The sequence below is a fragment of the Microbulbifer sp. CAU 1566 genome, from assembly GCF_023156515.1.
Lineage (GTDB): Bacteria > Pseudomonadota > Gammaproteobacteria > Pseudomonadales > Cellvibrionaceae > Microbulbifer.
Map to the genome: position 1 here is coordinate 1,029,592 of NZ_JALNMG010000001.1, position 14,028 is coordinate 1,043,619.

The window sequence follows — 14,028 nt, forward strand, 5'->3', positions numbered from 1 at the left end:
ACAGAGACCACAGGCCCAATGTAGGCGATTACTCGAGGACCGGTTTTTGGCCCTCGGAATCACGAAACTGTAATTCAGCCAGCCTCTTGTAAAGGGGAGAAGTCGTCACAAGCTCCGCATGCCTGCCCTGCGCCACCAGCTGCCCCTGATCCAATACCGCAATACTATCGGCGTGCAATATCGTCGCCAGCCGATGGGCAATGATGATGGTTGTGCGGTTTTGCATCAGCGCTTCCAGCGCCTGCTGCACGTGGTATTCGCTCTCGGCGTCCAGTGCGCTGGTGGCTTCGTCCAACAGCAGAATTTTCGGGTCTTTAAGGATGGCGCGAGCAATGGCGATCCGCTGCTTCTGGCCGCCGGACAAGCGGGTGCCCTGCTCCCCCAGATGGCTGCTGTAACCATCCGGCAGCTGCTCAATAAACTCGTGCGCATGGGCGGCTTTGGCGGCCGCAATCACTTCCGCATCGCTGGCATCGGGTTTGCCGTAACGGATGTTGTACCAGACATCATTGGTAAACAGCGCCGGTTGCTGCGGTACCACGGCGATCTGTTTGCGCAGGGTTGCGGTATCCATTTCGCGAATGTCGATACCACCCAGGGTGATGCGTCCGCGCAGCGGATCGTAGAAGCGCTGCAGCAATTCCAGCAGGGTTGATTTGCCGGCACCGGAGGGGCCAACCAGTGCCAGACTTTTGCCCGCTGCCACCATCAGGTTCAGCCCGCGAATCGCGAGCTGATCGGGGCGGGATGGATAACTGAATTCAACCCCCTCGAAGGCGACCTGGGCGCTGGCCATGGGACCCACTTCCTGGCTCTGCACATGTTCGCTGGCGGCGGGGATTTCCGCTTGCACATTCAGCAAATCCACCAGTCGCTCGGTGGCACCGGTCGCCCGCTGCAGTTCGCCGTAGACCTCCGAAATGGTCGCGACGGCAGAGCCCATCATGATGGCGTAAAACACAAAGGCGGCCAGGTCGCCGGCGGTCATGCGGCCGGCAATCATGTCATTCCCGCCTACCCACAGCAGGCCGCTGACGGCACCGAACATCAGCAGTATGACCAGAGCAATTAACAGCGCGCGCTGGCGAATACGGCGCTTGGCAACACCAAAGGCGGTTTCAACCTCTTTGCCGAAGGCCTGCTTCTCGTAGCCTTCCCGGGTGTAGCTCTGAACGGTTTTGATGTGCTGAATAATCTCCCCGGCGTAGCTGCCCACATCGGCAATAGAGTCCTGACTGGCCTTGGACAGCTTCCGCACACGCCGCCCGTAGAGCACGATGGGCAGTAATACCAGGGGCACTCCCACAAGTACGATCAGGCTCAATTTGATGTTGGTGAAGAGCAGCAGAATCAGCGCACCGACAAACATCAGGGCACTGCGCAGGGCCATGGAGAAGGAGGTACCGACGATGTGTTGCAGCAGGGTGGTATCGGTGGTGAGGCGGGACATGATCTCGCCACTGCGGTTGGTTTCAAAGTAGCTGGGGTGCAGGGTCACGATGTGGTCGAACACTGCCTTGCGCAGATCCGCCACTACCCGCTCACCGATCCAGGACACAAGGTAAAACCGCGTGTAAGTGCCTATGGCCATCAAGAGCGCCAGCCCGATGATCACCAATACGGCGTGACTCAGGGCTTCACTGGAATTTGCCACAAAGCCCTTGTCGACCAGTAGTCGCACGCCCTGGCCAATGGCCAGGGTGACCCCCGCAGTGAATACCAGCGCCACGCCGGCGGCAAATAGCACTTTTTTGTAAGGGCGCATAAACCGCCAGAGCGCGGCCATCATTGCCGGAAACGTCATGCTCGATGCGCTTTGGGGAACTGTCGTAGTGGCTACTGGGGTATGGGGGGTATTGGACATATTGCTGTCTGTATTGATGGGCAACTGCTTGAATTCACTGCGAATAATGCACCAGCGCTTTCGCCATCGCATTTTCGCGTCCATCCATAATCGCACATTCGGTGGCGAATGCTGCCAACTTAAATTACACGCCGCCCGTCGCTCTTTCTCTCCGCTCTATCGTCGCTTCTGGTGCAACTGCCGCTTTTTCCGCAATCCGGGAATTTCCAAATCTTCACACTTCAGCAATAATAATTTCACGATTCAATTTCCGACCGCGCTGTTTGGTCACGGATGTCCTGACTGGCAGGCGACCGATGGCGCCAATTACAACGGAACATATCGCTGATTTTTATCAGTGTTTGACTTGAAACAGGGACGTTTCATGGAAAATGCCATCAGATCCCGTGCGACGGGAAAAAAAGTGATCAATGGTGAGTATGAGACCAGGAAGGTGCTGCTGAAGGTTGGCACTGACTCGGTGACAAAATACTTTAAAGAACGCCGGGGCATGCAGCGGCGTTACCTGACGGAAAAGGCGGCACTGTCACGACTGAAGGGTATTGCCGGGGTCCCCGAGTTGATCCGCAGTGCCGATGCCTCACACCTGCTGGAGATGTCACGCCTGCCGGGCTCCTCGGTAACAGCGCTGAATGAGCGTAACCTTCAAGGCCTGGCAACGATTGTCGAAAAAATGCTGTCTGCGGGGGTGGCACGTCACTCATTGCCGATTCGGGATGTACTGGTCGACGCTGAGGGAAATGTGGGCCTGGTGGACTTCGAGCGCGCCACTCTGCGCTCCCGTATCTGGCGCCCCGACTGGGCAATCGCCAAAGCGGTTACCCGTTATCACCTGTACCGGCTGATCTCGGAGCACCAGCCGCAGCTGCTGAAGCCGGAACAGTGGCGACTGGTGAATATTGGCCAGAAGCTGCGGCGCGCCGTCAGCTTCTTCCATGCTGGTACCCACTCCTTGCGCAAGCCGGCCTGATACCAGCGGGCTCCTTGCCAGCTTTTGCGCCAGGCAAAGGGGGTTAGCGGAACATCAGCTCCGGATTTACCATCGACTTCATTTCCAGCACATTGCCATTCGGATCCTTGATAAAAAAGGTTTCCTGCTCGTATTCATTACCGACAAAACGGCGATAGGGTTTGTCCAGATACTCGAGTCCCGCCGCTTCGATACGGGCCTTAAGCGCCTGGAACTCGTCGTTGGGCAAGTGTGCGCCAAAATGCGGTACCGCCACCGCCCCCATATCCACATCGTGACGCACGCTGGGTAATTGCTCTTTACTCTGGTGCAGGGTGAGCTCATTGCCCCAGAAATCGATATCCACCCAGTGCCCCGCTTCGCTGTTGCCGGTTTTGCAGCCCAGCACATTGCAATAGAATGTTTTCGCGACTTCCAGATCCCCGGCGGGAATGGCGAGGTGCATGCAGTTGGATTTCATAACTCCTCCGGGGGCAGTGGGAATCCGGGTCGTGGCGAATGCGCCGAGCAGGCTGTTTTACAGTTTAGTAAACCGCGCTTGAGAGGGGATAATCAGTATCGCGCGCCTTGCTGCAAACGCGCCCGTGGCGGCCTGTTCATCCATTCGGCCATTCCTTTTTTTCCGTCACAGCTGGTAGATTACCCAGTGCCATTACCCAAGGAATGAGACTATGAAAACAATAATGACTCTCCTCTCCCTGATGCTATCCCTGTTCTGCCTTCCGTCCCTCGCGGCAGAACCACCAATCTACGGACAGTCACGCACAATTTCTTCGCACATTCTGGGCGATGACAAGCAACTGGATATTTATTTACCCGCGATCAGCGCCCTCCCGGACCAGAAGTTTCCCGTGCTCTATCTGTTACACAGCCAGTGGGACATGCTGCCGGCCATTGCCACACTGGACCTGATTGCAAACACAGTGCCGGACTTCATCGTGGTGGGTATTGAAAGCCAGGGGCAAGAACTGGATGTTAAGGCGGGTGACGCAGAATTTGCGCAATTCCTGGAGAAAGAGCTGTTCCCGTTTATTGAGCGGGAGTATCCAGCAGCGAGCTACCGAATTCTTTCCGGCCACTCCCATGCCGGGAAATTTGTAATGCAGCAGTGGCTGTCGAATACCCTACCCGTCTCCCAGTATTTCGCCTTCAGCCCTTCCCTGGATGATGGCGATATTCTGCACAAAGTGGAGTCCTTCCCAAGGCAGGCTCTCACCAACCAGAAACCGCTGGTACTGACCATGGCCAATGAGGGAGAGCATATGCACGCCCCCTATACCCGGATCAACGCCATTCTGAGTTCCACCAGCAAATTCCGCTACGCATCACACCATTTCCCAACAGAGACGCACCGCAGCACCAAGCATCCCTCGCTGAAGTTCGCACTGCAGGCAGCGTTCCCGGAGTGGGCGCCAACTGCGGAGGTGAAAATGTCTGGAGCCCCGGGTCTGAAGCGCCACTACGATGCCTTGTCTGCCCGCCACGGGCTAAAGGCAGTGCCATCGGTGGAAATGCTTCAGCAGATTACCGCCCGACACTCCGTCGGCAGTGACGAAGCGGAACGGGCAAAATTACAGCCGTTATTCGACTATGCCATCCACGACCTGCATGTGCAGCCATCTCGCTTTGTGGAAATTGTGGATTACCTGACGGACAACGGTTACGCCGAGGCCAGTCAGCGCTACCTCGAAGCCCTGTGCGAGACAGATGCCATCCACCCCCGCTGTGGCACGGTAACCCTGGCCAGGAAAAAGTACTGACGCAGGAACCACTATTTTCCAGAAGCCAAAAAGCGGAAGGGCGCAAGGGAATCCGTTAGCGGTACTCTCAGCAGAACTCTCAGCGGTACTCTTCGCCACCCGTTCCGCTTATTATCCCGGCGCCCAAACTGAAACACCCTGGAACCGTGCGCTGCGCGCCCGCCTGCGCCAGTGAAAATCGTGAACGGAAATCGTGTTAGACCATGAGTGATTTAAGCACCCCAACAGCGCAGGAAACGTCCACTGCGAATGCACGTCTCCAGAACAGCGAAGCGAGCAGTAGCGAAGTAAGTAGTAGCAGCCACGCGCCAGAGATACCCGATGCACATGCGCATTGCGCGAACTGTACGGCGCCTCTGCTCGGTCCCCACTGTTATGCCTGCGGCCAGCCGTCCAAAGGGCTTGTGCGCGAGCTACCGGAAATGCTTGGCGACTTTCTCAATTCCGTATTTTGCTTCGATTCCCGGATCACGCGGACTCTTGGGCCACTGCTGTATCACCCCGGCTTCCTTACCAATGAATACCTGGCCGGTCGCCGCGCACGCTATGTCAGTCCGGTGCGACTGTTTGTCTTCCTGTGCCTGACGGCCTTCTTCGCTGCCAACCTCAGCAGTGACTGGGGCAGTGCCTTTACGATCAATCAGTCCACGACCTCTGAGGCCATGGGTGATTTCGACCTGAAAAGTGTGGAGCACTCCATTTCAGCCGCCAGCAGTGTGGATGAAGTACTGCGGTTACGGGAACTGGCAATAGAGGAGATTGCCGAGGCGGCGCGGGAAAGTGGCGATTTGCCCGGTGTGTCCGGGCTGTTAAACGGCGTCGAGCAGATTATTCGCCATCACGCAGACCAGCGTATTGCACAACTGGATCCCGCGGCGGTCGAGCGTCTCGCCGAAAACCATCAGGAGGAAACCCCGTCACCGCAGATCGACGGCACCTCGTCGGCGATCGATGCCTGGTTTGTTCGCCAGAGCGCGCGGCTGACGATGAATATTTCCCGTATCGAGAAAGATCCGAACCTGCTCAAAGATGCGCTGTTCGGGTCCATTCCCTCGGCACTGTTTATCATGCTGCCCATCTTCGCGCTGTGCCTGAGCCTGCTGTACCTGTTCAAGCGCCGCCTTTATATGGAACACCTGATTGTCGCGCTCCACAGCCACGCCTTCCTGTCGCTGGCGCTATTGCTGGCAGTGTTGCTGTTCGATCTGCGGGCCTGGCTCACCGAGCCGCACACCTTGCCACAGGCACTGTTCAATCTGGCGCTTGTCGCGCTGGCTCTGTGGGTGCCGGTCTACCTGCTGTTGATGCAGAAATGGGTATACCGTCAGGGCTGGCCGATGACCCTGTTCAAGTATTCGTTGCTCAGCGTGGTCTACCTTCTCCTGCTCAGCATGGCGACCACGATTGCCGGGCTGACCAGTGTTGCCAATTTCTGAATGACGCCCCGTTGCAGCTGACCTGGCTGCAACGGGATTGCTCAATTATCAAACAAGTTTCTCGACACCCCTCCATCGCCACCGTATAGTGCGCGGCCCGCCATAGCGCAGGGTTAATTAACCCTTCAGTCATGGCGACGCTGGCGACTCACGCACTTGCAGCCGCCAGCGACCATTCACTTGCAAGCTCCCGGGAATACACTCTTGATCACCACCGCGAACATCACCATGCAGTTCGGTGCCCAGCCGCTGTTTGAAAATATCTCCGCCAAGTTCGGCAACGGCAATCGCTATGGCCTGATCGGAGCCAATGGCTGCGGCAAGTCCACCTTTATGAAGATCCTGAGCGGTGCCCTGACGCCCACCGCTGGCAATGTATCCATCGCTCCCGGATGCACTGTCGGCATCCTGAGCCAGGACCAGTTCGCGTTTGAGGAATACACCGTGGTGGACGCGGTGATCATGGGCGATACCCGCCTGTGGGAGATCAAGCAGGAGCGCGACCGCATTTACTCGCTACCGGAGATGAGCGAGGAAGACGGGATGCGCGTGGCAGACCTGGAAGTACAGTTTGCGGAGCTGGACGGCTACAGTGCCGAAAGCCGTGCCGGTGAGATCCTGCTGGAAGCCGGTATTGAGGAATCCCTGCACTTCGGCCTGATGAAACAGGTGGCCCCCGGCTGGAAGCTGCGGGTACTGCTGGCGCAGGCGCTGTTCGCGGACCCGGACATCCTGCTGCTGGATGAACCCACCAACAACCTGGATATCCACACCATCCACTGGCTGGCGGAAGTGCTGAACCAGCGCAAATCCACCATGATCATCATTTCTCACGATCGCCACTTCCTGAACCAGGTGTGCACCCACATGGCGGACATCGACTACGGCGAGCTGCGTATCTTCCCCGGCAACTATGAGGATTTTGTTGCGGCCTCCACCCTGATTCAGGAACAGCTTCACGCGGAGAACGCTAAAAAGAGTGCAGAACTGGAAGAGCTGCAGAGCTTTGTAAACCGCTTCTCTGCCAACGCGTCCAAGGCCAAGCAGGCCAGCTCGCGGGCGAAGAAGATGGAAAAGATCAAACTGGAGGAAGTAAAACCCTCCAGCCGGGTCAAGCCTTACATCACCTTCCAGCAGTGCAAGAAACTGCACCGCCAGGCCCTGACCCTGGAAGGCCTGGCCCACGGCTTTGAAGACCTGCCCCTGTTCAGTGGCGGCGAGATGATTCTGGAAGCCGGCGCGCGACTGGCGGTGATCGGTGAGAACGGGGTCGGCAAGACCACCTTCCTGCGTTGCCTGGTGGACCAGCTTCAGGCCAACAGTGGTGTCATCAAGTGGTCCGAGAATGCCGCCATCGGCTACTGTCCCCAGGACAGCAGTGCGGACTTTGAAGGCGACCTCACCATCTTTGAGTGGATGACCCAGTGGCGCACGCCCAAACACGACGACCTGGCGGTGCGCGGCATGCTCGGCCGCCTGCTGTTTACCGCGGACGATGCCAACAAAAAGGCCGCGGTATGCTCCGGTGGTGAGAAGAACCGCCTGCTGTTCGGCAAGCTGATGATGATGGATACCAACGTGTTGATCATGGACGAACCGACCAACCACCTGGATATGGAGTCCATCGAGGCCCTGAACAAGGCGCTGGCCAGCTACGAGGGTACCCTGATCTTCGTCAGCCACGACCGTCAGTTTGTGTCATCCCTGGCCACACGGGTGCTGGAGATCAAAGACCGGCAGATGATCGACTTCCAGGGCACCTACGACGAGTACCTGACGGACAAGGCCAGGGCCGCCGCCCAAGCGGCCTGAGCGCAACCGGCAATGACTCTCCCGTCACATTGCGTTGAATAAGCTGAACGATTAGTAGACAACCAGCCGCCGCCCATATAGAGTGTGCGGCAGCTGGAAAGAAAGCCATATAGCACCACCTATAGTACGACCTAGAATTTCACTGTCTTTACGTAACACCCTCGTCCTGCAGTTTCTACGGTTTCGCTTACATTTCTAAGCAACACCCGCCTCATTAAGAGGCATAAATCTGTTTAAATTTCAGGATGTTAGTTATGTCTGATACCGTTAAAGGAACCGTTAAGTGGTTCGACGAAGCAAAAGGTTTTGGTTTCATTGAGCAGCAGTCCGGCCCGGACGTTTTCGCTCACTTCAGCGCCATCTCCAGCACCGGCTTCCGTACCCTGACTGAAGGCCAGGCCGTTGAGTTCACCGTGACTCAAGGTAAAAAAGGCCCTCAGGCTGAAAACATCGTAGTGGTTTAATTACCTCTCCAGATGTAAGAAAACGGGCCCTTCGGGGCCCGTTTTTGTTTGTGCGATATATGCACCAATCTGGATATACACCCGCCTGGAAAACTCCCCTCGAATCCTGTACATTCCGCGATCATTTTTTAACCGGTCGGCAACTCTCCTGCCTGATCGCGTCGCGGGACGGACTCCGCCAGCTGCATTTAGAGGTAACCAATGAAGCTGACCAAGTCCCTCCCCCTGCTGGCCAGTGGCCTGCTCTCAGCCCCGCTCTCCCTGTGTGCCAATGCCGAAACCCTGTGGAGCGACAATAGCCTGACCGCCCTGCACGGCAAGGATTACAAGGTTAACTACAGCCTCAGCAGCGACGACAGCACCCGCAATGTGCTGACGTTTGAGCACGTCAGCGGCCACAGCTGGGGCGACTTTTTCATGTTTGCCGACTACCTCTCTTCCGAAGACGGCTCCAAGGAGCTCTACACCGAGCTGTCACCGCGCCTGAGTCTGGGCAAGCTGGGTGGTCGCGAGCTGGGATTTGGCCCGATAAAGGACATACTGCTGGCCGGACAGCTGGAGCTCGGCAACATGGATGACCCCGACGGCCTCACCGCTACCGGCCCGCACTTCACCAACAAACTGGCCGGGGTGGGGTTTGACTTGGCCGCGCCGGGATTCAGTTACCTGCAGGCCAATATCTATCACCGCAACAACGAGGCCAGGGCTGACAATGAACAGCTGACCCTAGCCTGGGGCCTGCCGTTCACCCTCGGTAGCGAAGCGTTTCTGTATGACGGTTTCCTGGACTGGGCCAGTGCGTCGAGAGACGTACATGCGAGCATGAACGTCACCTCGCAGCTGAAATGGGATATCGGTGCCCGTGTGGGCAAACCGAAGAAACTCTACGTGGGACTGGAGTACGTGCACTGGAACGACAAGTTTGGCATCAAGGATGGCAGTTTCGGGGTCGATTCCAACGAGCGCAATATCAACCTGCTGCTGAAATATCATTTCTAACCGGCACAAACCCCTATACTCCCCGCATTAGACTGAATAGCCGCGGGGAGTACCACTTGCTACAACTGCGTAATCTAAGCCTCCTTGTAAGCCTCCTTGCCGGGCTCTTGCTTACCGCCTGCGCCAGCCCCTCGCCTCTGGTTTGCCAACCCGGAGAGAGGCTGCAATCCCAGGATCTCCTGTACTTCGGGACCCACAAAAACGATGGCTTTGTCACTCAAGAGCAGTGGTCGTCTTTTCTCAAGACCACCATCACTCCGCGCTTTTCCGAAGGGTTGACCGTCATTACTGCTGCCGGCCAATGGCAGGACAGCGACGGCAATATCGTGCACGAGCCCAGCCATATTCTGTCGCTGGTATATCCGCAAAACCCCCAGAAAGAAGCGGCAATTACAGAAATCATTTCGCGCTATAAACTGCGCTTTAACCAGAAAACCGTACTACGTGTGAGGAGTTCCGCCTGTGTTTCTTTTCGGTAGCGAACCTACCGGAAACTAAACGCCGTTCGTTATGACAGAATTAGCAGTTTATTAATTCGTGCCAGAGTCGAATTTATTACCAAATAAGTGACATCGTTATACTGCCAAAATAACGATTATTTGTGACTCGCACGTTCGTACCACAAAACTTCATTTCTCCCTTATTTGCAAGAGTATTCCGTTTCCGACCCTCGAATATCCCCATCTATGAACGGAATCACTCAATATACATCCCAGTAAATCTTCGATAGAGTTTGCGCTTTAAAGGTGCACACACCTTATCAGCTCACATTTCAATTGATGGATATTTGAAAGGGATATTTCAATGAGCCAGGCTCCTGCCAGTTTTTCCGCTGTCACACCGTACCGCCCCAGTGATGCAGGTCGCTCACTAATGGTGAATGATAAGCATCGACAAATACTAGATGGTCTACGCGAGATTTCACAAGAATCAAGTAGTCGCGGCTATCATGCAAAAGCGGTTACTAGCGCTGTCGATGGCCTTCGCGGATGCGCTTTTCCGGTTAATTCTTATCTAAAAGATGGAAACCCAAATCGTCGCTGCATCGTCTACCCTGACTTTGAAATTGAATTTGAAGTAGGAAGCTATTACGGCGGGCCTCAAACTGACGTAAGCATTGTCGACATTCGAATTTTTCGTAGCGAAACTAAAACCAATACACGAGCAGCTCTCTGGAATGTCACTCACACTGAAAACGAATCTGGCTCTGAATGGAAACGCAGTCGTGACCCAGAATCGCAGTTAAAGCCCACACCAAAGTGCTCAGGGACAGAAAATGATTCTATAAAAATTGGAATCAATGGATTCTGCAAAAATATTGACCATGCCATATCTATGCTTCCATCTCATATTACCCGAGGCAACGAAACATCATTAGGAAAACTGAAGTCTAGTGGGTACCAACTCTTCTACATTCCACAAAGCAACTCTTACTTCAGAGCCGGGTGGAGTTTCGTGCGGGACCTTGGCCGTACAAGTCCGTCAGATTTGAAGTCCTCCCAAATTTTGGCAAGCCATATGCGAGAAGCACATGAAAATGGGCTATTTATCGAATGGACCAGCCACCGAGGCGGCTCAAAGCCCTTGACTCAAGCCATGAAGCTACTGGCAAAACAAGGCGTAAATGTAGCCGGAAAGCAGAAGGTTTTCCTAAGTGATCACACTTCGAGTCATTTCGAAGCTGATCGAGCTCGCAGAGCTATAGGAATGAATACAACTGACAGTAAATGGCACAACTCCACAAAAGGTATCGCACAACTCGTTGGCGGACAAATATTTGGCGGAGCTAGCCTAGCATGCTCAATAAATGAGTTAATAAATCATACCAAGCGTGAAGAACTAGGTGGAAAAATAGCTGTTATAGGTTCAACTGCCATCGGAGGGGGGATTGCTATAAACTCTACCTACGAAAAAATTGGGAAACTCATTGCAGAGCATGGAGTAAGCCCAGCACTCGCATTAAGCGTGCTTTCAGTTATCGGAAAGACAGCTATTGTCGGCGTAGCCGCTGCAAGCATCCCGAGTCTCAACGAAAACTATCATAACGGGCCGCAGGACCCGATAAAAAACCTGGGAAACAAAATAGGTAAAAAACTTATCCCACAAGGTTAACCAGGAAAAAATCATGATTTTCGGCACCCAAAAAAATCCCAAAGGCCCCAGCTTCGGAAAATCTCGAACCATAAATAAAAATATATCTGGCCATTCTTTAAAATTTTCTGCGCCTCCCAGTAAAGACCCATTTTCAAACATCGAGAGCTGGGAAGATGAACCAGACGACATTGACTTGTTAGATAAAAACTCTTACAAGCCAACAGAAATTTCTGACAGTGATATCAACAAACATCTACTGTGGTCGAGAATATATTCCAACATATGGGAATTTCGAGGATTACCCATAATCGATGGTTACTGCGGAAGCTTAACAATGCTCATCAACCTCCATGAAGTTGATGACTTACCTGTTAACGAAAGTCTGCTAAAAGATGAAATTTTAACTAAAGAAGCCATCCGAATCTTACAAATATCCAATGCTAGAGACTTCAACACTGGAATTTCATACGATCCTTTCGACCTGACAGAGCACCAATGGCCCAGCCACATCGGACCGCTTAACTTACAGTGGGTTACGTTAAACAACAACGAATGGCTTTATTTTGAAAACCAGCCACTAGTAGAAAATAAAAACCAATATTTATGGCATATAGCCATCGACGAAAAGCATTATTTGCGCTGTATATTTTCAATAAAACGTTCTGCCATGAACGCCGGAAATCCATTCCGGATAGAGAATCACGTATCAAAAGATAACTTCTTAGATTTCATGTATAAAATCATGGAAACAATGGAAGTTAATTTATCTGCCGAAAGCGCATCTAGAAAACCCACTGCCCAATCCCATCAAGCAGGCAACAAAAGACCCCATTACAAATTAACACCAGATCAAATTGAAGAAGCCAAACATGTAATGTACATGTGGAGCGCAAAAGGTTTTACAGAAAATGGAAAAGACGAAAACTCTGATCATCGAGCATCACCAGAGGACGTTTCCGCATTTATCGAAAATTACTTGCAACCCCGCCTCCTTCCTGGCGGTCACCCACCGAGCAACTCTTTGAATCTCGACTACAACGAATGTAAACAAAAAACCTCAACCACGGCCTAAGTGAAGTAGATATCCGATATGTTCCCGAGCCAGTGGCACCGACTTCGACTAAAGTACCGCGAAGACACTGTACACTTTATGGCCGGAAGCGGAAATCTTCGCTCACAGTTACACGCTGCCTTTATCCGGCTTGCCGCCCTCGGCGGCAATGTTCAGGCAAAGTTGATGGTGCATCACCACCGACACGGCTGGTTGCAGGTTTGTGATACCGAACAGCGCTATCCCATTATCCAGAATCCTCTGAAACTCGATTACCGACGGCTTTGGTTATCCGTGATCTATACGTTATCCGAGGCCGACAGCTGGCCCTCCGACGAAGAAAAAGCACGGAAAAAACTGGAACGCCAGTCACGACGCCGCGCAGAAGAAGCTAAAGCTAGACGCGAAAGGTTTCGTATCGTAGAAAATAAAAATGATTGAATTGATTAAATTTTTAACAGATTCCTTCAAAGAAATACTATTTTCAGAATTAAACCTTTCAATTGTATTATGCATTACCTTTCTTGAAGGTCTAAGTCATTGGATAAAGCTAGTTCGGACTGATGAAAATCAAAAGCTGCCTTTAGCGCTTGAAATTCCATACTTTGCTGGCCTAACTTACTTTATATCTTCACAACAGCTTCAAGTTTTTATTGCAGCCATAATATTCATAAGATTCGGGAAATTCGCTATAGCTCCGATAATGGATTTATTCTGGAATTATTGTCACTACGGAAATTCGCTCAAGAGCTTTTCTTTGAGCAAAGACAATCCGCTAGGCCCCTCACAAAGATTGAAAATCAACCAGTCCGTATCCAAAAAATACTTCTCTTTACGCTTTACACTTCCCAAACGAAATACTAAGCCAAGGCGAGAAAACGAATGGTACTGGTCCGGGCACAAAGAAAAAATCTACATCAGTAAAGCTCTTCAAGAAACAATCAGCGTCCGAACCATTCGGAAATACAACTGGGACTCGCAAATATCACGAGGTTATTTTAACGAAGAGTCTCAACAAAATTATTGCCCAACTCTGATAATTAGCGAAATAGATTTCTACAACAAAGGCGCTTTGCGCTCGAAAGACGATATCAATCGAATAGTATCCGAACTAGTTATAAACGAGTTCCCTCCCGATCGGGTCTCGAATGGAGAGCTTTCACTCTCACTAATCGATAGTTCAATCGATATAGGCATAAGTAAGGAGAATAACTTCTCTCATATTCATCTGGCAATCCAATCATGGGCAACAGTGAGTTATTTGAGAGTTATCACCATACCGATGAAAAATAGAAAATACATCGTATTTTCAATGTTCAACTACCTTACTGACGGGGACTATATTTTTCGCTGCCTTATGAAAAAACTAGAAATTTTCCCTTCCCCACCAAAAGCCAACTTCGATCTAACCGCGTACAAGCCTAATATGGCTGAACTAAATGCCTTAACAAGAAAAATAGCAACGATACATTCGGAGCGATTCGATAGGTGCCAACATCTGAAAAGTTTACGTGATATGAATTTTTTCCGACCGGCCAGGAAATCCCGAAAAACAGAATGTGCACTTTAATTTTTCGC

Annotated in this window: 14 protein-coding genes; 12 read left to right on the plus strand and 2 right to left on the minus strand. The window is 52.5% G+C overall.

Annotation, left to right across the window (positions count from 1 at the left end):
• Nucleotides 1-28: 28 nt before the first annotated feature.
• Entirely contained in the window at nt 29-1,804 is a 1,776-nt protein-coding gene (locus M0G74_RS04310) for an ABC transporter transmembrane domain-containing protein (RefSeq protein ID WP_248214971.1), read from the minus strand.
• Here M0G74_RS04310 and M0G74_RS04315 point away from each other — a divergent pair.
• Nucleotides 1,803-2,192 (plus strand): hypothetical protein, encoded by a 390-nt coding sequence (locus M0G74_RS04315; protein ID WP_248214973.1) that lies wholly within the window; start codon nt 1,803-1,805, stop codon nt 2,190-2,192. The genes M0G74_RS04310 and M0G74_RS04315 overlap by 2 nt on opposite strands.
• A 36-nt stretch (nt 2,193-2,228) precedes the next feature.
• Nucleotides 2,229-2,834, plus strand: a complete 606-nt coding sequence (locus M0G74_RS04320; protein WP_248214976.1) for a hypothetical protein — start codon at nt 2,229-2,231, stop codon at nt 2,832-2,834.
• A 43-nt stretch (nt 2,835-2,877) separates the two neighbouring features.
• On the opposite strand, the gene M0G74_RS04325 is transcribed toward M0G74_RS04320, so the two are convergent.
• Nucleotides 2,878-3,294: a VOC family protein gene (locus M0G74_RS04325; RefSeq protein ID WP_248214977.1), complete on the minus strand. Its 417-nt coding sequence runs from the start codon at nt 3,292-3,294 to the stop codon at nt 2,878-2,880.
• Between the two features lie 211 nt (nt 3,295-3,505).
• Between M0G74_RS04325 and M0G74_RS04330 the strand changes: the two genes are divergently transcribed.
• The 10 genes from M0G74_RS04330 (at nt 3,506) to M0G74_RS04375 (ending at nt 14,020) form a co-directional block, all read left to right on the plus strand.
• The gene (locus M0G74_RS04330) at nt 3,506-4,594 is read left to right on the plus strand and encodes an alpha/beta hydrolase-fold protein (RefSeq protein WP_248214979.1); all 1,089 of its coding nucleotides are present in this window, start codon (nt 3,506-3,508) and stop codon (nt 4,592-4,594) included.
• 203 nt (nt 4,595-4,797) lie between these two features.
• Nucleotides 4,798-6,030: a DUF3667 domain-containing protein gene (locus M0G74_RS04335; protein WP_248214981.1), complete on the plus strand. Its 1,233-nt coding sequence runs from the start codon at nt 4,798-4,800 to the stop codon at nt 6,028-6,030.
• Nucleotides 6,031-6,234: 204 nt separating this feature from the next.
• Nucleotides 6,235-7,842: an ABC-F family ATPase gene (locus M0G74_RS04340; RefSeq protein ID WP_160152276.1), complete on the plus strand. Its 1,608-nt coding sequence runs from the start codon at nt 6,235-6,237 to the stop codon at nt 7,840-7,842.
• A gap of 254 nt (nt 7,843-8,096) precedes the next feature.
• Nucleotides 8,097-8,306 carry a cold shock domain-containing protein gene (locus M0G74_RS04345; RefSeq protein ID WP_160152275.1) on the plus strand — a complete coding sequence of 70 codons (210 nt, stop codon included), beginning with the start codon at nt 8,097-8,099 and terminating at the stop codon, nt 8,304-8,306.
• A gap of 201 nt (nt 8,307-8,507) precedes the next feature.
• On the plus strand, nt 8,508-9,305 hold the full coding sequence (locus tag M0G74_RS04350; protein ID WP_248214983.1) for an outer membrane protein OmpK: 798 nt from the start codon (nt 8,508-8,510) through the stop codon (nt 9,303-9,305).
• Between the two features lie 56 nt (nt 9,306-9,361).
• Entirely contained in the window at nt 9,362-9,784 is a 423-nt protein-coding gene (locus tag M0G74_RS04355; protein ID WP_248214985.1) for a DUF3574 domain-containing protein, read from the plus strand.
• A gap of 325 nt (nt 9,785-10,109) precedes the next feature.
• The gene (locus M0G74_RS04360; RefSeq protein WP_248214987.1) at nt 10,110-11,417 is read left to right on the plus strand and encodes a hypothetical protein; all 1,308 of its coding nucleotides are present in this window, start codon (nt 10,110-10,112) and stop codon (nt 11,415-11,417) included.
• A 13-nt stretch (nt 11,418-11,430) separates the two neighbouring features.
• On the plus strand, nt 11,431-12,471 hold the full coding sequence (locus M0G74_RS04365; RefSeq protein WP_248214988.1) for a hypothetical protein: 1,041 nt from the start codon (nt 11,431-11,433) through the stop codon (nt 12,469-12,471).
• A 78-nt stretch (nt 12,472-12,549) separates the two neighbouring features.
• The gene (locus M0G74_RS04370) at nt 12,550-12,891 is read left to right on the plus strand and encodes a hypothetical protein (protein WP_160152270.1); all 342 of its coding nucleotides are present in this window, start codon (nt 12,550-12,552) and stop codon (nt 12,889-12,891) included.
• Entirely contained in the window at nt 12,884-14,020 is a 1,137-nt protein-coding gene (locus M0G74_RS04375) for a hypothetical protein (RefSeq protein WP_248214990.1), read from the plus strand. The genes M0G74_RS04370 and M0G74_RS04375 overlap by 8 nt, the downstream gene beginning before the upstream one ends.
• Nucleotides 14,021-14,028 lie beyond the last annotated feature (8 nt).

Excerpts from the sequence above, each read along its gene's own strand:
- M0G74_RS04365 (WP_248214988.1), top strand. The coding sequence starts at position 11,431 with ATGATTTTCGGCACCCAAAAAAATCCCAAAGGCCCCAGCTTCGGAAAA.
- M0G74_RS04370 (WP_160152270.1), top strand. The coding sequence starts at position 12,550 with ATGGCCGGAAGCGGAAATCTTCGCTCACAGTTACACGCTGCCTTTATC.
- M0G74_RS04345 (WP_160152275.1), top strand. The coding sequence starts at position 8,097 with ATGTCTGATACCGTTAAAGGAACCGTTAAGTGGTTCGACGAAGCAAAA.
- M0G74_RS04325 (WP_248214977.1), bottom strand. The coding sequence starts at position 3,294 with ATGAAATCCAACTGCATGCACCTCGCCATTCCCGCCGGGGATCTGGAA.
- M0G74_RS04360 (WP_248214987.1), top strand. The coding sequence starts at position 10,110 with ATGAGCCAGGCTCCTGCCAGTTTTTCCGCTGTCACACCGTACCGCCCC.
- M0G74_RS04315 (WP_248214973.1), top strand. The coding sequence starts at position 1,803 with ATGCTCGATGCGCTTTGGGGAACTGTCGTAGTGGCTACTGGGGTATGG.
- M0G74_RS04320 (WP_248214976.1), top strand. The coding sequence starts at position 2,229 with ATGGAAAATGCCATCAGATCCCGTGCGACGGGAAAAAAAGTGATCAAT.
- M0G74_RS04335 (WP_248214981.1), top strand. The coding sequence starts at position 4,798 with ATGAGTGATTTAAGCACCCCAACAGCGCAGGAAACGTCCACTGCGAAT.
- M0G74_RS04375 (WP_248214990.1), top strand. The coding sequence starts at position 12,884 with ATGATTGAATTGATTAAATTTTTAACAGATTCCTTCAAAGAAATACTA.
- M0G74_RS04330 (WP_248214979.1), top strand. The coding sequence starts at position 3,506 with ATGAAAACAATAATGACTCTCCTCTCCCTGATGCTATCCCTGTTCTGC.
- M0G74_RS04310 (WP_248214971.1), bottom strand. The coding sequence starts at position 1,804 with ATGACGTTTCCGGCAATGATGGCCGCGCTCTGGCGGTTTATGCGCCCT.
- M0G74_RS04350 (WP_248214983.1), top strand. The coding sequence starts at position 8,508 with ATGAAGCTGACCAAGTCCCTCCCCCTGCTGGCCAGTGGCCTGCTCTCA.